Source organism: Rhodococcus sp. NPDC019647, from assembly GCF_044389235.1.
Taxonomy (GTDB): domain Bacteria; phylum Actinomycetota; class Actinomycetes; order Mycobacteriales; family Mycobacteriaceae; genus Rhodococcus_F; species Rhodococcus_F oxybenzonivorans.
Genome location: NZ_JBIRXS010000015.1, coordinates 1 through 17,509 on the forward strand (window position 1 = coordinate 1; position 17,509 = coordinate 17,509).

The following is a 17,509-nucleotide window of genomic DNA, read 5'->3' on the forward strand; positions in this document are numbered from 1 at the left end:
CGGACCTGCACCGACACCTCGAACGACTCGACCACCACGACCGAACCCGACAAGCGGCATGACCCCCGACGAATTTATGAACCCAACCACTAAGTATGACGGCAGATTTGCGTCCGCCATGCCCAGATAGCTGTGGACGAAGCCGCGGAGTTGCCCCGTGCGCCCTGCTTCATGGATGCGTGATCGGCCAGCGTTCTGTGCTTTCTCGTAGGTGATGTCGAAACTTCGCGGGAGCCTGCGGACGATGTATCCCGACGAAGACTTGATGGTCCGTCCACGTCCGGCATCGGATGAGATCAGATAGTCAATTCGTATACGTGGTCGGTGTGGTACACCGACCTCCCGGGGAACAGAGGTGACAACCCGAGGTTTTCGTAGACACCACCGTCGGTGAGCACGACCCGCTGCCGATGATTCTCGCCGCCTTGACCCGCGAATGTGAAGGTCCTCGAAATCGGGGGGAAGGCGAGAGGGAATGCCGCTGAAGCGGAGACGGCGTCAGCAACCGTGATGGGGTCGGTGATCCGGCCGTACTTAGAACATGAGCTGACTGCGCTGCCAAAACGGACGGCGTTAGTGGTCTCAAGGTCGGTGGCAGAGATTACGGTGGCCAGGCCCGAGTGTGTGACTTCTTCGATCCGTTTGCGGCCGAAATCTCTCGCTTCGAGTGCCGCGTGCAGGCCGTTGGTCCGGGTGTAGTGCCGCGGACGCCACGTGGCAAGAGAACGCGTGGTGCTTGCTGCGCTCCGGACCAGGCTGATGGGATTCCCCGCTCGCCGTGCGAGTTCCAACTGCAGTCCTTGGTGGAGCAGTTCGGTGACGGAGTCGTCGAACTCGGCGAACGATTCGGGACCGTAGGCCCACATTGCGGCAAGCAGACTTCCGCCACTGATCCCGGAAACCACACGGACGTGGCGGAGCAGGTCGCGGTCGTGCAGGGCGCGCAGGCACCCGAGTCCGAATGCCGTGGCGCGGAAGCCCCCTCCGGACAGGGCCAGTCCGATGCGTGGTTTTGTCCCGGAGCTCATCGACGCCGTCCCAGTAGTCGGTACAAAACACGATGGGATGGATCTGGTGCCGGCATACCGTAGCCCCCTGGAAAGTACTGTGCCGCTGGTGGAATCGGGGGTACCGCAGCGGGACCATCACCGACGAGACGGCGGTGGACGATGCGGGCGTAGATAGTTGGCGGGGTTCCGCGGTCGCGCCACTCGAGCCACGTAGGTTCGTCACCTCCGAGGATCAGCATCAAGGCGCGTCGCCCTGTACCGTCCGGGGCTACGAGGGAGGCCATGCCGGCTTCGTCCGTGGCACTCGGGCATGCCGGACCGAAGGGGTGGGTATGCCACATGCCGGCGAAGCCGACACGGTTGGTGGTCGCCGCGCGGTGGAGGTCGATGATGGCCTGGCTCCCTTCGGTTCCGTGGTCGAAGTGCAGTGCTGACAATCTGCTGTCGGGGGTCGGTCCGGTCGCTACATCAATGGAGAGCGTGCCGGTCGCGTCGTCGAAGAAACCGAGCAACATGCCGCCCGTTTCGATGTGGTCCCCGCGGAGCCGGGCACCTCGACGTACCTCGGCACGCATCTCGGCCAGGGCGCGCTGCGAGATCCGCACCTCGACACCGTCCTCGACCTCGGTGACGATCTGATCGTCGGACCAGGTCAGTCGATCGACGGTGTTCCTGCCCGTCGCCACACTTGGCAATCTTATGACGCTGGCGGCCATAGGACGCCGATCGGACCCGTCGCGGTGATCGGCGAGGATGGTCAGAGCTTCGACGAATAGCATGGACGCGAGCGCCACCACCTGTGCTGACGAACCGATAAACGTCGGGGCCGAACATCCCGGCTCCGGGAAGAACATCTCCGTGCGAGGTGGATCGGGGAAGAAGTCCTCTGCCACATCCGACCACGCCCCCGCGGCCGACCCGAGGATCTCGACTGCCGTGCGGCGAAGGATGTCATGGCCGGCACCAGTCGCACCCGGCATTGCGACGGTGACTAGCCCACGGTTGGCGTCGTGGCCGAACAGTGCGGTGACCACTGGTGGCCAGCCGTTGCGCTGGCGCGCGCGGACATGTTCGAGTGCCGCTCGGACGCCGCCGTCGGCGGTTGCATCGACGACGAGGTCGAACGGGGGCAGATCCGCCTCACCGCTCAGGTAGGTCGTCACGACGTCATCATTGGTGTACTGCACCGACAGGTCATCTCGGATTTCACTGAGTCGGTTGGCCAGTACAAACGACTTGGCATAACCGATGTCGGCGTCGGTGTAGGGCTGGCGGACCAGGATGCCCGGCGATACGGCACTCTTGTCGGCGACCGTTAGAGCGGATACGCCGGCGCGTACGCAATGCTCGGCAATCGGGGCACCGAGTGCGCCGCAACCGAGGACAAGGACCCGTCTCCCATGCAACCAGGTCGCCGCGGTATCTGTGTCACGCCGACGGGTGACCTCGGGGCGGTCTTCGAAAACAACCATCCACATTGCCTTTGCGAAGCTGAGCCAGCTGGTCGCGAGATCGGCGACCTTGCCTTTCAGGGGCTCGGATGAGAGGAGTTCGACGTCGCCGAGCAGTTCGGTGATGTTGGTTCCGAGCTCGTCGAATTTCCACGCCACCAGATGCGCCAGTCGCCCTGTGCCCTCGACCCGCCGGGCCGGGGTACCGAGGATCAGCGCGGCCGGCGCCTTGTGATCCGATCCGGCTCGGTTCGCAACATGAGCGGTGATGAGGGCTGCGATGGTGATCGCGTGCAGCAACTCTTCTCGACTGATTCCGGCCCCGTCGAGGTGCTCGGCGAGAGCTGCTGCTTTGGCCGGGTACTCGAAGCCCAGCTCGTCGCTGATCAAGAACGCCGGTGTCACAAAGTACGGGCGCCCCGACGCGTCGACGGCCTCAAGTTCGTCGGCGAGGACACGGTCACGCACCTGGCCAAGGGTCAGCCATTCCACGACATCGATCCGTTTACCGTGACGGCCGCACCACGCGTACAGGGTGCTGGTGCGCTCCGAACCACCGGCCGCCCATGGGACGCGGGCGCCAAGGTCAGGGTGGATCACGATCCACCCATTGTCGTAGGTCGAGTACGCCACCGGGGGATGTAGCGGCTGACCGTCGGGGTCGAGTGTTCCCTCCGCAGCTCGTTGCAGCCACAGCATCAGTCGAGCGATGAGCCCGCGCATTCCGTCGGCCGGATTCCATTCCACCGACGGTGCGGCGTAGATGCAGAGCTGCGAACTCCATTGGACGTGCGGGGTGCCTGCCCAGCGGGTGTGGGGAACCCGCACGATGGGGGGCTTGTACGGAAAGGTGTCCGGCACGACGAACTCGAACCGCTCACGCGCGCGAATTCGTATCTGCCCGTTGCTGGTCTCGATGCCGTGGGTGTCCAGGGAGACGGTGAACGTCGTCGCACGGGAGCCACGGGACTGGTCGATCAGTTCGATCGCACCGTCACTTGCGGCAGCGAGGGCCGTCAGCTGCGCCGCAGCGAGATCGCTCAACGACCGAATCCAACGGGAGAGTCGGGGGCACTAGCGCCACCCCGGTCGGCGGCGATCGCATCCTGCACTCGTTCCGGCCCGGTCGGCTGCGTCGCCGCGCTGGTCGTTTCCGGCAGTGCCTGCGCCACGGCCACCGCGGCAGCGGTCACAGCGCCCAGACGGCGTCGGCTGGCAGTGTCGGCGGACTTGGCGAACCCGGCGCTGGCTGTGAGTGCGGAGACTGACTCCCGCACAATTCGGGCTCCGGACGCGTCGACACCGAATATGACGGGCGAGGGAGCTTGCTCGTCGCCCCAGGCCATCGTGCAGATAAGCTCGGCGATCTCCTGGTACCGGTCGCGGGCCTTCCGATGCGGCGGGTTCATCCCCGGCTCATCCTTGGGACGGAACGTGTCGCTGCTGCTGACGATAACGACGTCGTCGTGACGGGCGTTGGCGGAGAAGGCGTCTAGCACGTCCTCCTGCAGGACATCCTCACCGTCGACCGGGATGTACATGACCTTCTTCGAGCAGTGGTGCGGCGCGAGCAATAGATCCCACTCCAGCCGCTCCGGGCGCCCTTTGGCGGTGCTGTAGTTGAAGATCTTCATGATGGTGTCGTGCGCGAGGTCGCCGAACAGCAGCATCTTGCCGTTGACACCGCTGTCGGCGGTGAGGGTGATCTGCATCGCCAGCGACGTCTCGTTCCGCTCTGCGGCGCAGTCGTCGACGAACGGGGCGTGGAAGAACACCTCGAATCGGTCGGAGCAGTCATGTTCGTCGAGGATGCTCACCGACTTCCCTGGCCCGGACAGGTACTTGTCTGGCAGTTCGGAGTAGGCGTGTGAGTCGTGGTCGGTGTCGTAGCCGATGACGAGGATCCGATCACCACTGCCTGGTTCTTTGCCAGCCTCGATGGCCTTCTTCGTGGCGGCGACTCGACGCTCGGACTCCTCCTGGAACGCCCTCGCATCGGTGCACGGGTTCGGAGCATCCTTGTCGGCGAACTCCCGCCACATTCTCGGTGTTGCCCAGAGTTCACCGATGCGGACACGGGAAAGCAGTTCTTCGAATCCGAGGCAGTGATCCATATCGGCATGGGTCAGCGCGAACACTGCCAGGTAGGGGGTGCCATCAATGACGGGCAGCGCCTCGACGAGCCGGTCGACGACCGGTACGTGCGGGGTGTCCTCATCCTGGGCCATCACGAGGGCGTGCAGGTCGACCTGCATAACGATCTCGTCGTCGAGCACGATCGTGCTGCTGTCCCCGGTACCAACAGGCCAGAACACCGCACCGCGGTCCGGCAACTCACTGTTCGCCACTGCTCCTCCTTCACCGGCGGCGGCCGGCTGATTCGCCTGGCATTTGCCCGGCTCGGAAAACGATAACCGGTCCGACCGACAGCGAACGGCGGCGTGACCTGCCGTCATCACAGATCCGCGTCCGCCCGCACAGCAGACGACCGAGGCGTGGGTGGCGAGCTGGAAGCCGCACGTTCACTCGCCGGGATGGCCGGCCCTCTTCGAGTCGCCAGCACACTTCCCTGCGTCCGTCGCCTGAAGTGACACGACCACAGGAGGAACGGCGGGGCGGTGACCTCGATAAATGACACGTCCCTGGCGGTCTTGACGCCGTGACAAACTCGGGATCACGCCACTTACTGGGCTGGGGTATTCCCGATTGGCCACAGGTCGGACCTCGCGCACAACTGAAGGTCCGAAACTGGCTACGGCCAGGTGGGGACGACGCCCACCCGCGGTCTCCCGTGCCAGATGCCCTACGCCTGACCGAGGGCAGCGCGAGGTTCAGTCGTACTCTCGCTGGCTGATCCGCTTTCTGGGGACAGCCACGATCGTCGTCCCTTCCCCCGACGGAAAGCGCCCGCGTCAGGGTCTCACCGGTAGTCGAACGCGCCCGTCCGGCGCCCAAGCGGCCGAGTATGAATCACATATGTGTGACACAACATGTAGAGGTTGGTTGCACGGTCGGCCACTAGGTGTAGGGTTTGAAGCACCGAAAGCCCCGGTCCTAGTCCGGGAGTCGGACAGGAGCGGAGCCCGTCGGCGGAACTTGGTCGGTTCGTTGTCAACGTAGCCCCTACCCCCGTGCTGTGCAAAAGATTGCGCAACGCGGTCCGGCAAATCGCCTTCGGTAGGAGTACCGACATGTACCAGATCGATTTCCTCCCCGTCGAAAGCGAGAACGGCGAAGGTAGCAAGAGCGGCGACGCTATCGCCGCCCAGCTCACCCTGAACGACGGCCGGACCGTGGTCGTGGTCATCGACGGCGGTTACGGCGCCACCGGGGAAAGTCTCGTCGAGCACATCCAGGCCTACTACGAGACCAGCTATGTCGACATCGTCGTATCCACCCACCCCGACGCTGACCACATCAACGGGCTCAAGTTCCTGGTCGAGACGCTGTCCGTGGGTGAACTGCTGATTCATCGGCCCCGCAATCACGCTTCGAACGTGGCGGACTTCAGCAACCTCGAAGCGGTCGACAACCTCATCGCTGCTGCCGAGCGCCGCGGCGTCACCGTTTCCGAACCGTTCACCGGTTTGCAGCGGTGGGGTGGGCAGCTGCAGATCCTCGGACCGACGCAGGAGTACTACCGCGAACTGCTCGACCAACATCTTCAGGAGGAGAAGACCGGCGTTGCGGCACATCGTCGTTCTCTGGCCGCGTCTTTGATGACGAAGGGACGTGACTTGCTCGCGTGGGTGCTGCCCTCGCTTCCGCTCGAGACGCTCGGTGAGGACGGGGAGACCGGTCCGCGGAACAACACATCCGCGATCGTCCTGCTCACCGTCGACGACCGGCGCATCCTCTTCACCGGCGATGCCGGCATTCCTGCGTTGTCCGCCGCAGCGGATCAGTACGAAAGCACCATCGGCCCGTTCCAGTCCGTCCCCCTCAACATCTTGCAAGCACCACACCATGGCAGCCGCCGTAATCTCGCGCCCTCCCTGCTCGACCGCATCGTGGGAGCGCCCGGCACCCGCGTCGGAACGTTCCACGCTCCCATCAGCTCCGCAAAGGCATCGCCCAAGCACCCCTCCCCGAAGGTGGTCAACGCTCTCTCCCGGCGCGGCGGCTACGTCGTCGCCACCGAGGGCAGGACGCTGTGTCTGCAGAACGAGGCGAGTCGCCCGGGCTGGTCGACGGTAGCGCCGATGCCACCCCTCGTCGAAGACGAGGACTAGTCCGCCCGGGATAGGGAGGGACACGTCAATGCCATTCGACACCTTCGACTTCCGGGCCCGCACGCTCCCCATGATCGTCGTGTGGTTCCCTGTCGTCCTGACCGCGACATTGATTGCCGCGGCGTCCCCCGCGGTCCATCGGGCGTGGACACTGCTGCCGCTGCCGCTCATCCTCGTTCTCACCGTGCTCGCCGCCCACCTCGGCAGAGACGCCGGGAAAAAGGTCGAGGGCCCGCTGTGGGCATCGTGGGGTGGACCGCCGGCCACATCCCGCCTCCGGTGGGCGACAGCATCGAACCCGATCCTGCACCAGAGCTTGCACGCCAACGTCCAAGCTCTCATCGGGGGCCAGCTCCGACTCCCCACCAAAGAGGAGGAGGCCGCCGACCCGCTCCATGCCGATCAGGTTTACGAGACCGCTGTGCGCACCTTGATCGCCCGCACGAGCAGCAAGGACACCTACCCCAAGCTGAAGAACGATCTGGTGTGGTACAGCTTCCGCCGCAACCTGTACGGGCTTCGCAAGGTCGGGTACATCCTCGACACCCTCCTGGCCCTCGCATCCACCGCCGTCATCGTGACCATCGTTCGTACCCCGTTTGACTACACCCTCGCAGTTCCCATCGTCGGCATCTTCGCGGCAATCGTCTCGGCGGTATTCTTCTACTGCGTCGTCACTGCCGACTGGGTTCGACACAGCGCCGACGCCTATGCGGACGAGCTGGTCAAACACGCGCACATCGTCGCCAGCACCACTGTCGAATAGCGTGCCGTGGCGCAGAAACCCCGGCTTGATGGGGCTCCTCTTTCCGGCGCTGCGCCGTCGGTCTCGGGCTGCTCTAGACGGCCGCGGCGAACGAGTTGAGGGGGCCAAGGGCAGGTATCAGCAGCACTCGTGGCCGCAGGAGCTGGTCAGAGCTCGATGGGGCACTTTCGCCGGATCTCGATGACCGTGCTCATGCCCGCGCACCAGTCCCGGACCTCGGGGCTGATCGCGGCGAGGAGACGGAGCGCGTCGTTGTGCCGGGCGGTGATGTTCACGCCGAGCAGGGGCTCCATGTGCGAGACGCGGTTACGGAGACCATGCAGGCGGCCGGCCCGGTCGGCGACGATGTAACCGTTGGGATCGTTTGTGTTGTGGGGGAAGGCGTGATGAAGCGCCTGCTGCCACAGGATTCGCCGGGCGCGGTAGCTGGTGTCGGTAGTGATCTTTGTGGGAAGCAGTTTCGGCCACACACCGAAGGTGATCTGGGCGAGGATGTCGTCGTGCGTGACCGGCACACCCTTCCGCGGGTGCGCGGCATCCCTGGTGCCGTCGGCTGCCGTGGCATGGTTCGTTGCCGTCCTCCGCGAGTCCCGGGTCAACGAGTTGAGAGGACGTGCCGGATCGAGGAGCCAATCCCGGCCGTGGGTGCCACCCGGCGGGCTGTGGCGCGGCTGGCCTGCGTGGGCGTGTCAGATGGTCTGTGTACGGCGGTTGCGGTGAATCCTTACCCGAGAGGGTGAGAGAGGAGTTCGCATGTCTGTTCTGGCAGATCCCACGAATGACGATTCTCAGGTCGACGATCAAGGCGGTTCCGACGCCGTCCGTGGTCCGGCTCGACGACTGCGCGAGGAGCTGATCGACGAGGAGTTCCTCGATACGTTGATGACGCGGGCGGGTGAACGTGGTGTCGCCTTGACCGGGGAGGGCGGGTTCCTGCCGGAGCTGGTCAAGGCGGTGCTCGAGCGGGGCCTCGACGCCGAGTTGACCTCGCACCTGGGCTACGAGCGGGGCGAGCGATTGTCCGGAGAGGTCGGCAACGCCCGCAACGGCACATCCCCGAAGACGGTGGCCACCGAGGTCGGGGACGTCCCACTGGATGTGCCCCGGGACCGGGCGTCGACCTTCGCCCCGGCACTGGTCCCGAAGGGCCAACGCCGCCTCGGCGGCCTCGACGAGATGATCATCTCTCTCTACGCCGGCGGCATGACCGTGCGTGACATCGGATTTCATTTGGAATCGACCCTGGGAACCGAACTCTCGCACGAGACGATCTCGAAGATCACCGACGCCGTCCTCGACGAGGTCAAGGCCTGGCAGTCCCGGCCGCTCGAAGAGATCTACCCGATCGTGTATCTCGACGCACTGGTGGTGAAAGTCCGTGAGAATCACCAGGTCAGAAGCAAATCCGCGCACATCGCAGTCGGCGTCGACCTCGACGGGATCAAACACGTACTCGGGATCTGGGTGCAGAACACCGAGGGATATGGAACGCGCACAGGTTCCTTTCCGGAGTTTCGTGCTGCTGCCTGAGGTTTTCCCACTGATCGGCGTGTCGTTGATCTTCGAGGTGTAAGCCCGCAAGTTAAGGTACTGCCATGAAACCCCAGGTGTGAGGAAGGTGTGCGGTGGGTGACGGGCGACTGCGGGTGATCCCGGGCGAGGTCACGCCGGTCGTGGCGACGCGAGATCCGCTGCGGTTCCAGGCCGAATGCGTGGAGGCGTTCGTCGCGTCGTGGACCGTGCGTGGGTTCGCGGACTCGACGATCGCGAACGATGTCGGTGTGCTGGAGCGGATGCTCGCGGGGCTGGGTCGGCCGGTGTGGGAGGTGACCGCCGCCGATGTCGACCGGGTGGTGGGCGAGCTGGCCAGCTCGGGCCGGGCGGTGTCGACGCGGCGGAACTATCTGCAAGTGTTCAAGGGGTTTCACCGGTTCCTCGAGGTCCGCAAAGCGGCGGAGATCGAGGCAGCGTTCGGGGTGCGGCTGGCCTGTCCGCTGGACGAGTTCAACGCCGCGCGCCACGTCAGCGACGACGCACCGGCCGCGGAGGCGCCGCCGGCGCCGGAGCGGGTGGCGGCGTTCTTCGAGTTCCTCAAGGCGCGGATTGCGACCGCCCGCAAGTACGGCCCGGCCGCCCGGGACTATGCGTTGTTCCGCACGCTGTATCACGCCGGGCTGCGCGCCGAGGAGGTCGTGATGCTCGACCGCGGTGACGTGCACTTCGGGCGCGGCACGTTCGGCAAGCTGCATGTGCGGTTCGGGAAGGGCGCCAGGGGATCCGGGCCCCGGCCCCGGTGGGTGCCGATGTTGGACGGGCTGGATCTGGTGCTGCGTTGGTATCTCAATGACGTGCGTGGCCGGTTCCCGGACAGCTCGGTACTGCTGTGCGACGAGTCCGGCGGCCGGATGGCCGCGGCCACGATCCGCAACCGGCTGCGGCACCTGATGAGCGTGGAAGGACGGCCGCAAGCGGAGTGGTTCAGCCCGCACGCGATGCGCCGTGCCTGCGCCACCCACAACTACGAGCGCGGTGTGGATCTGGTTGCTATCCAACAACTCCTAGGCCACTGGACGGTGGCGTCGACCATGCGGTACGTGCGCCCGTCTGAAACGTTCATCGAAGACGCCTACCAGCGCGCGATCTCGTCGACCCTGACCGAGTTGACCGGACAGGAGTGAGCATGCAGATCAGGTGGAAACTCCGGATGGCCGCCGCTCAACGCGAGGTCTGGACCGGCACCCAGCTGCAACGGTTGCTCGCGGAGAAGGCCGGATTGGAACTGTCCTCGGCGTCGGTGTCGGCGTTGTTCACCAAACAGCCCAGCCAGCTCAAGCTGACGACCCTGATCGCGCTGTGCACCGCCTTGGAGTGCACACCGAACGACCTGTTCGACATCGATACCACCCCAGTCGCACAACCGATCTCGTCGGACCCGACCAAGGTCGCGGCGAACGACACACAGGCGTCGCGGCGGGGCCGGTCGATGCCGCCGATCTGAGCATGACCCGCCGGATCCGGGACTGCCGCCGCTGCGGTCGCGCGGTCGGCAAACCCGACCGTGACCTGTGTGCACGCTGCCACTGGGCGGCCTCGCACGCTCCGGTCAAATATCGTTGCCCGGGCTGCGGTGCCGACCGGGTCCTGCAGCCGGGCACCGGTCGTTGCGTGCGCTGCTCGCGCACCTGCCGACAGTGTCAGGCCCCGGTGTTGTTCGTCGACCGCGACCTGTGCAAGGAATGTCTCCGACGTCAACGGCGAGACGCCGATCGAGCCGACTGCCCACGCTGCAGCAAACGCAGGATCTTGCGATCCGACACGGGCTGGTGCGGCCCGTGTTCACATCCGGGCCGGCCACCGAATCCGGATGCGGTCTGCATCGACTGCGGTCGGGTCACCCGGCTCTACGGTGCCGGGCGGTGCCGATACTGTTGGGAACGCTCGCCGCACAGGATCGCCGTCCGCGCCACCAATCTCGCCGAAGCACTGGATGATCCGCCAAGCTGGCTGGGCACCTTCGCCGCCTACCTGATCGGCCGCCATCACCCCAGTCGCGCGTGCGCCATGCTCACCCGACTCGGCAAGCACCTGACCGACGATGCCCCGGTGCATCCGCAGGCACTGCTGGCCGCTGTCGCCTCCGATGTGCCGCTCGCGCGGGCCCTCGAGGACTTCCTTACCACGAGCAAGCTGGCTCTGCCGCCGGACCGGGAGGAACGCCGCGCCGCCGTCCGCCGACAGTCCCGCATCGACGCGGTGCCCGCGCCCCTGCAACCGGCGGTAATCGGGTTCGCCGAGCACCTGGTCGCCGGCCGCGACCGTGCCCGCCGGACCGGCACCCAGCCCCGCGGGCACGCCACGCTCGAAGCGCGCTTGACCGCCCTGCGCGACTTCACCGAGTTTCTGACCACCCGCCGCGGCAAAATCGATTGGGCCGTAGTCGATGTCGGCGATGTCGAAGCGTTCCTGCACGCGCATCCCCGCCGGCGCTCCTTCTATCTGACCGGAGTGCGGCAGTTCTGCCGCTACGCGCTGCGCCGACGGTTGCTGCTCATCGACCCCACCGCAGGGGTGCAAGCGCCGCAGACCATGGCATTCCGCGGACCGACGCTTCCCGTCGACCGCCAGCGCGAATTGTTCCGGCGATGGAGCACCGACCCGGACGTGCACCCGCACGAGGCGTTCGTCGGACTGGCCGCCCTGCTGCACGGCGCGACCACCCAGGACCTGCAGCACCTCACCGACGACGACATCGACCATGACCAGTACCGCATCAGGCTGGGGCGTCGACCGCAGCCCACTCCGTTGGACCCGTGGACCTGGACCGCGCTGCAACGCTGCCTGCAGCACCGTCGGAACCTGGGCAGCAGCAACCCCCATGTGCTGATCACCATGCAGACCAAGGCCACCCGCACGGCCGCATCCGACAGCTACGTCAAGCACACCCTGCGCGCGGTCGATCTTCAACCCAGAATCCTGCGCTCCACCCGGCTGGTCGACCTCGTCGGCACGGTCGACGCCAAACTCGTCGCCGCCGCTTACGGCATGACCAACGAGGCCGTCATCGCCTACCTCTCGGACTACGTCGACACCGCCCGCCTGGCGAACCCGTGACAGTTCAGGCGCCACCTCGCACACGTTCGCGCGAACATGTGCGCTTTCGCCACGTTCTGGGCCGGGGTGTGCGCCGAGCTGGCAAACCGCGGCGTCCGGGACGTGCTGATCGCCTGCTGCGACGGGCTCACCGGCCTGCCGGAGGCAATCGAGGCGACCTGGCCGACCTCGACCGTGCAGACCTGCACCGTCCATCTGATCCGGGCGTCGATGCGGTTCGTGGCCTACCAGGACCGCAAGAAGGTCGCCGCCGCCCTCAAGCCGATCTACACCGCGCCCACCGTCGAGTCCGCCGAGACCGCACTGCTCGAGTTCTCCGAGTCCGACTGGGGACGGAAGTACCCGGCCGCGGTCGGGGTGTGGGAGCGGGCCTGGGAACGGTTCATCCCGTTCCTCGGGTTCGCCCCGGCGATACGCCGGATCATCTACACCACCAACTCGATCGAGTCACTGAACTATCAACTCCGCAAGATCATCAAGAACCGCGGACACTTCCCGAACGACCAGGCCGTGGTCAAACTGCTGTGGCTGGCCATCCGCGACATCGAGGCCAAACGGGCCCGCGACCGAGCCAAGGAACGGGGCACCGATCGCAACCACCGCAAGGCACCACCCACTCTCGTCGAGGGCGCCAGAGTCCAAGGCTGGAGCGCCGCGCTCGGCGCTCTCGTCCTCGCCTACCCCGACCGCCTGGCCGGGTACGTCAAATAACCGGATACGCAACGACTTACACAGAAGTATTGACAGGCTCATACGGGCGGATCTGCGCCACCGCCTCATCCGGATCCGACGCCACGATCCACCGCTTCGCCACCTGCTCGATCGGCAACGCATCCGCCGCCTTCTCCATCTCGATCGGATCATCGATGCTGTGCTTCTGCTCCGGCGTCAACGACAACGGCGCCCAGAACCGGGTGTTCTCCAGCGCCAACTCCGGATCCGTGTCATACGAAATCTTGATCTCGATCATCTTGTCGATCTCCGCCACATCACGGTCCGCCTTCGCCGCCCCCTCCGCGACCGCAGGCATCAACTTCTCCGTGTACAACTCCATGCCCTTACCGGACGTGCAGATGAACCCGTCGCCGCTCCGACCGGCATACCGGGCCACCACCGGACCACCGGCCGCAATGTACACCGGAATCCCACCCTCGGGCACGTCGTAGATCGACGCCCCCTTCGTGTTGAAGTACTCACCCTCGAAGTCGACCCGGTCGCCGAGCCACAGCTCACGCATCAACCGGACCGCCTCCCGCAGCCGCGCGAACCGCTCCCCTTGAACTCCGGCCACTGACCCGCAAAGCCTGTCGCGATCTCGTTGAGCGCCTCACCGGTACCCACGCCGAGCATGATCCGCCCCGGGTACAGACACCCCATCGTCGCGAACGCCTGCGCCACCACCGCCGGGTTGTACCGGAACGTCGGCGTCATCACCGACGTCCCCAACTGCAACCGTGACGTGCGCTCCCCGACCGCCGTCATCCACGCCAACGAGAACGGCGCATGACCGCCCTCGTGCCGCCACGGCTGGAAATGATCCGACACCGTCGCCGAATCCATACCGTGTGCCTCCGCCAGAACACCCAGCTCCACCAACTCCCGCGGACCGAACTGCTCCGCGGACGCCTTGTAACCCAACTTCATCATTACGCCTCTACCAATGCTTTGAGTGGTTCCAGAACCTCACCCGCGAAACGCTTGAGGGTGTCTGCGGCGGCGAAGTCGTGGAACCGGAGGACAAATAGTTCCACTCCGCGTTCGCGTTCCTCCTGAATCTGCTCGACCAGTTGCGCGGTAGTGCCGACGAGGGGGGTGCCCCACGCAGATTCCGGCATCCGCCGCGCAGTCAGTGCTGCCACGTGTTCGACGTCCGATTCGTCCGCTGCCACTCCGACGGCGTACTGGGCGGAGATACGAGCTCGACCTTTCAGCTCGGACAGTTCCCCGAGTCTGTTCCGCGCTCCCCCAACGCAGTTCCACCAATCGGCGTACCGGGCGACCAGCGGCATGGTCAGCGTCGGGCCACCGCCACCGATGTGAATTGGAATCCGGCCGTGCACGGGAAGTGGAAGTCCGAACGCGCTGTGCAACTGGAAATGCCGACCCTCGTAGTCGAAGGGATCACCGGTGAACATCAGTTCCAGGATCTCGAGAGTCTCCCCCAACGCTTCCGAGCGCTCACGATTGGATCCGAGCGGAAATCCGAACGCGGTCAATTCAGCTTCGACGGAGCCCCAGCCCAGTCCCAGGTCAAGCCGCCCACCACTGATCTGGTCCAAGGTGGCGGCCATTTTCGCAAGCAGCGCGGGATGCCGGAACGGATTGCATCCGACGAGGTGGCCGAGTCGTATCCGCGACGTCACACCCGCGACTGCCGTCAGCAGAGTCCAGCTTTCGAGCATGTCGCACGGAGGAGCGCCCGGCGCGTAGAGGTGGTCCATCAGCCAAAAGGAATCGAACCCGCACTCTTCCACCACTGTCGCGGTCGCGAGTACGGAGGCCACATCCATCTTGAACTGGGGGACGTAGACGCCGAACTGCAGGTCACGCATCCGGCGGCGTACATCGGCCGTCACGGCTGACCGGGTAGCAGTCGCAGGAACAGCGCTTCCGCGTCGGCCAGCAGTTCGTCGCCGTCGAGGAGCCGTCCCGTGATCCACGTCTTGCGACCGTCTATCCGGTCGATGGATGCATCGACTCGCAGCTTCCTGTGGATGGGAGTGATCTTCCGATAGTTCACCTTCAGGAACGCCGTCCGCGATCCCGGCTGTCCCTTGATACTCACGAAGATCCCGAGCAGATCGTCGAACAGTAGTGGGATGGTGCCGCCGTGGACGGCACCGTTGCCGCCCAATTGGGCGTCGGTGAACTCGACGACCGCGACCATGTCTCGGTCGCGTAATTCCTGGACCGTGTACGGGATCAGCACCGGATGTCCCCGGCCGGTCAGATCGGGCCGGCGCGGGTAGCGTTCGAGTTCGGGCACCCTGAACTCGGTCAGCCGCTCCGCCGCATCCCGGAACTCCCGGTTCAATTGCGCCATGAGTTCGACCGAAGGCGCTGCCGCACACAGTGCGGACTGCAGTTCACGGAATGTATCGACGAGCTCACCGAACTCGCGGCTCCCCGGCATTTCCTCCGCCACGCCTCGCGCCCACTCGCCCGGTTGATAGGGGGCCGTCGTCACGGATTGTTCACTTGGCACAGTTGATTCGGGCACTGTGACTCCTTTGTGTCGCTCCTGATCGTGGGAAGCGGAGACCCGCGCGCTCCATCGGAACGCGCGGGTCCGCCCGATGTGTCGTGCCCGGGCACCGCTGGGGTCTATCTGATGATCAGCCGTTCGCTCATCATCGTGATGTCGCGCGTGAAGTCCTCGATACTTCGACTGGATGGCTCGATCGTGATCCAGGTGACGCCGGCGTCCTCGTAGGCGCTCAACCGACGCGCGAGGGCGTCGCAGAATGCGGTCGAATCGCCGGATCGCTGCAGTTCCTTCTCGAAGGGCACGAACGAGACGTCGATGGACGACTTGCCGGCTTCGGCCCGCTTCTTGTTCTGCGCGGAGATCATCTCGCGGAGGCTGTCGGTGTCTTCCAGCGGCGGAGTTCTCGTGATTTCCGCCATTTGCTCGGACTGCGCCATCGGCATCCAGCCGTCCGCCGATTCGACGACGCGACGTCGGGCCGCCGTGCTGTTGCCCCCGATCCAGATCGGTGGCCCACCGGGCTGCGCCGGCAGCGGGAGCGAGAGGTGGTTGCTGCATCCGAACTCCGGACCGCCGTGATCTTCGCCCACCCAGGTGGCGCGCATCGCGGCGATCGCCTCGTCCAGCAACTTCCCGCGCCGGGCGAAATCTGCTCCCAGCGCTTTGAATTCGGTCTCGAGATAGCCCGCGGCCATGCCGAGGGTGAGCCGTCCACCCGACAGCAGGTCGAGGCTCGCTGCCGATTTGGCCCCGAGGTAGGGGCTGCGATACGCGGCCACCATCACGTAGGTGATGAGTCGGATCCGTGTCGTCGCCTCCGCTGCCATGCTCAATGCGACGAACGGGTCGAAGGCGTGGTGACCCCCGTTGGCCAGCCACTTCTTGTCCGGGTACGGGTGCTCACTCAATGAGAACCCGTCGAACCCGGCGTCCTCGACGAGCTTGGCCACCTGCCCGAGACTGCTGTCGCCGATCCACTGCGGGTAGTGCTTCACCGCACGCATCGGGAACATCAGATTGAATTTCAGATCCATGTCCCTGGGTTCCCCTTCACTTCAGCAGGTCACGGGCTATGACCACCCGTTGGACCTCGGTGGCGCCCTCGCCCAGCCGTTTCACGCGAAGGTCGCGAAACCACCGTTCGAGTGGCAGTTCGTCGGAGAGCCCGAGAGCGCCGTGGATCTGGATGCACCGGTCGATCACCTTGTACGCCACCTCGGTGCCGTACATCTTGGACACGGAGGCGTCGGTGCGCACGTCCTTGCCGAGATCCGCATTCCACGCCGCCTGGTACATCAGCAGTCGCGCGGCCCGTAGCTCGACTTCGCAGTCGACGAGCATCCACTGAACACCCTGCTTGTCGGCGAGTGTGCCGCCGAACACCTCCCGGTCCTTCGCCCACCGGCACGCCATGTCGAGGGCCGTCTGCGCGATGCCGATGGGTCCGGCTGCGTAGATGATCCGGCCGTGCACCAGAAAGTCGGAGGCGAGGGCGAACCCTCTGCCCTCCTCACCGATCAGGTTGTCTACGGGGATGCGCACGTCGTCGAAATGCAGCTCGTACGGGGCGAACGACGCCATCACTCCGATCCGGTGGAACGACATCCCCGGAGTGTCCTTCTCCACGATGAAACAGGAGATTCCGCTCCGGCCTTCCCCGGTCCGGGCGTAGACGACGCCCCAGTCCGCCTTCTCGGCGTGACTGGTCCACATCTTGCTCCCGTTCAGCACGTAGTGGTCGCCGTTGCGGACTGCCTTGAGCTTGATCGCCCGTGCGGGATCCGATCCCCCGGACGCCTCACTGATCGACGTATAGGCCTTGGTTGCCGTGCCGTCGATGATCGGTTGTGCGTACTTGCGGAATTGCTCCTCCGTCGCCTTGTACATCACGTTCGGCGGATTGCCACCGAACGCACCCAACGCCGGGAAGAAAGCACCCATACGGCACTTCGCTGCCTCCTCGGCCACGACGACCTGCCCCAGGACGCTGAGGCCGGCACCACCGAACTCCTCCGGCGTCTGCATCGCCCACAACCCGAGCGACCGCGCCCTCTCCTGCAACGGAATCAGTTGTTCGCGAGGCAGGCCGGCCGCGTCGTGCGGCAGGGTTGCTTCGAGGGGATGCACCTCCGACTCCATGAATCTGCGCACCGTGTCCCGCAGCATACGGAATTCTTCGGGCAGTTCCCAGGCACCGGTGACTGAGGACTGTTCCACAGTGGTCATCGGCC

13 protein-coding genes and 3 pseudogenes are annotated in these 17,509 nt (G+C 65.4%); 7 read left to right on the forward strand and 9 right to left on the reverse strand.

Translation table 11 applies throughout. The features are described from left to right. Nucleotides 1–296: 296 nt before the first annotated feature. From ACH49N_RS23660 to ACH49N_RS23670, 3 genes are read right to left on the reverse strand one after another with little or no spacing between them, the layout of a single operon-like run. Nucleotides 297–1,028 carry a patatin-like phospholipase family protein gene (locus ACH49N_RS23660; RefSeq protein WP_358274857.1) on the reverse strand — a complete coding sequence of 244 codons (732 nt, stop codon included), beginning with the start codon at nucleotides 1,026–1,028 and terminating at the stop codon, nucleotides 297–299. Then, the gene (locus tag ACH49N_RS23665) at nucleotides 1,025–3,505 is read right to left on the reverse strand and encodes a ThiF family adenylyltransferase (RefSeq protein ID WP_358274859.1); all 2,481 of its coding nucleotides are present in this window, start codon (nucleotides 3,503–3,505) and stop codon (nucleotides 1,025–1,027) included. Before ACH49N_RS23665 ends, ACH49N_RS23660 begins: the two co-directional genes overlap by 4 nt. Further along, entirely contained in the window at nucleotides 3,502–4,809 is a 1,308-nt protein-coding gene (locus ACH49N_RS23670) for a hypothetical protein (protein ID WP_317768963.1), read from the reverse strand. The genes ACH49N_RS23665 and ACH49N_RS23670 overlap by 4 nt, the downstream gene beginning before the upstream one ends. 843 nt (nucleotides 4,810–5,652) lie before the next feature. Here ACH49N_RS23670 and ACH49N_RS23675 point away from each other — a divergent pair. Together ACH49N_RS23675 and ACH49N_RS23680 are read left to right on the forward strand one after the other, a co-directional pair. After that, nucleotides 5,653–6,693 carry an MBL fold metallo-hydrolase gene (locus ACH49N_RS23675; RefSeq protein ID WP_358274861.1) on the forward strand — a complete coding sequence of 347 codons (1,041 nt, stop codon included), beginning with the start codon at nucleotides 5,653–5,655 and terminating at the stop codon, nucleotides 6,691–6,693. Between the two features lie 28 nt (nucleotides 6,694–6,721). After that, a complete protein-coding gene (locus ACH49N_RS23680; protein ID WP_358274862.1) occupies nucleotides 6,722–7,459 on the forward strand; it encodes a hypothetical protein in 738 nt (245 codons plus the stop codon). A 146-nt stretch (nucleotides 7,460–7,605) separates the two neighbouring features. On the opposite strand, the gene ACH49N_RS23685 is transcribed toward ACH49N_RS23680, so the two are convergent. Continuing rightward, a complete protein-coding gene (locus tag ACH49N_RS23685) occupies nucleotides 7,606–8,058 on the reverse strand; it encodes a hypothetical protein (RefSeq protein WP_397504780.1) in 453 nt (150 codons plus the stop codon). A gap of 154 nt (nucleotides 8,059–8,212) precedes the next feature. Here ACH49N_RS23685 and ACH49N_RS23690 point away from each other — a divergent pair. From ACH49N_RS23690 to ACH49N_RS23710, 5 genes and pseudogenes are all read left to right on the forward strand, one after another. Beyond that, a pseudogene (locus ACH49N_RS23690) lies at nucleotides 8,213–8,941 on the forward strand (IS256 family transposase); the annotation flags it as partial. Between the two features lie 143 nt (nucleotides 8,942–9,084). Next, a complete protein-coding gene (locus tag ACH49N_RS23695; protein WP_250776714.1) occupies nucleotides 9,085–10,137 on the forward strand; it encodes a site-specific integrase in 1,053 nt (350 codons plus the stop codon). A 2-nt stretch (nucleotides 10,138–10,139) separates the two neighbouring features. Further along, nucleotides 10,140–10,457: a helix-turn-helix transcriptional regulator gene (locus ACH49N_RS23700; RefSeq protein ID WP_358274866.1), complete on the forward strand. Its 318-nt coding sequence runs from the start codon at nucleotides 10,140–10,142 to the stop codon at nucleotides 10,455–10,457. Between the two features lie 305 nt (nucleotides 10,458–10,762). Continuing rightward, the gene (locus ACH49N_RS23705) at nucleotides 10,763–12,070 is read left to right on the forward strand and encodes a hypothetical protein (protein WP_358274868.1); all 1,308 of its coding nucleotides are present in this window, start codon (nucleotides 10,763–10,765) and stop codon (nucleotides 12,068–12,070) included. Nucleotides 12,071–12,118: 48 nt separating this feature from the next. Then, a pseudogene (locus tag ACH49N_RS23710) lies at nucleotides 12,119–12,781 on the forward strand (IS256 family transposase); the annotation flags it as partial. Between the two features lie 40 nt (nucleotides 12,782–12,821). On the opposite strand, the pseudogene fgd reads toward ACH49N_RS23710, so the two are convergent. From fgd to ACH49N_RS23735, 5 genes and pseudogenes are all read right to left on the reverse strand, one after another. Next, nucleotides 12,822–13,717, reverse strand: a pseudogene (fgd, locus tag ACH49N_RS23715) (glucose-6-phosphate dehydrogenase (coenzyme-F420)); the annotation flags it as partial. Beyond that, on the reverse strand, nucleotides 13,717–14,646 hold the full coding sequence (locus tag ACH49N_RS23720; RefSeq protein ID WP_358274870.1) for an LLM class flavin-dependent oxidoreductase: 930 nt from the start codon (nucleotides 14,644–14,646) through the stop codon (nucleotides 13,717–13,719). The pseudogene fgd and the gene ACH49N_RS23720, both read right to left, overlap by 1 nt. Next, nucleotides 14,643–15,290: a PaaI family thioesterase gene (locus tag ACH49N_RS23725; RefSeq protein ID WP_358274872.1), complete on the reverse strand. Its 648-nt coding sequence runs from the start codon at nucleotides 15,288–15,290 to the stop codon at nucleotides 14,643–14,645. The genes ACH49N_RS23720 and ACH49N_RS23725 overlap by 4 nt, the downstream gene beginning before the upstream one ends. A gap of 104 nt (nucleotides 15,291–15,394) precedes the next feature. Beyond that, entirely contained in the window at nucleotides 15,395–16,312 is a 918-nt protein-coding gene (locus ACH49N_RS23730) for an LLM class F420-dependent oxidoreductase (protein WP_358274874.1), read from the reverse strand. A 16-nt stretch (nucleotides 16,313–16,328) separates the two neighbouring features. Then, a complete protein-coding gene (locus tag ACH49N_RS23735) occupies nucleotides 16,329–17,504 on the reverse strand; it encodes an acyl-CoA dehydrogenase family protein (protein ID WP_358274876.1) in 1,176 nt (391 codons plus the stop codon). Between the last annotated feature and the right edge of the window lie 5 nt (nucleotides 17,505–17,509).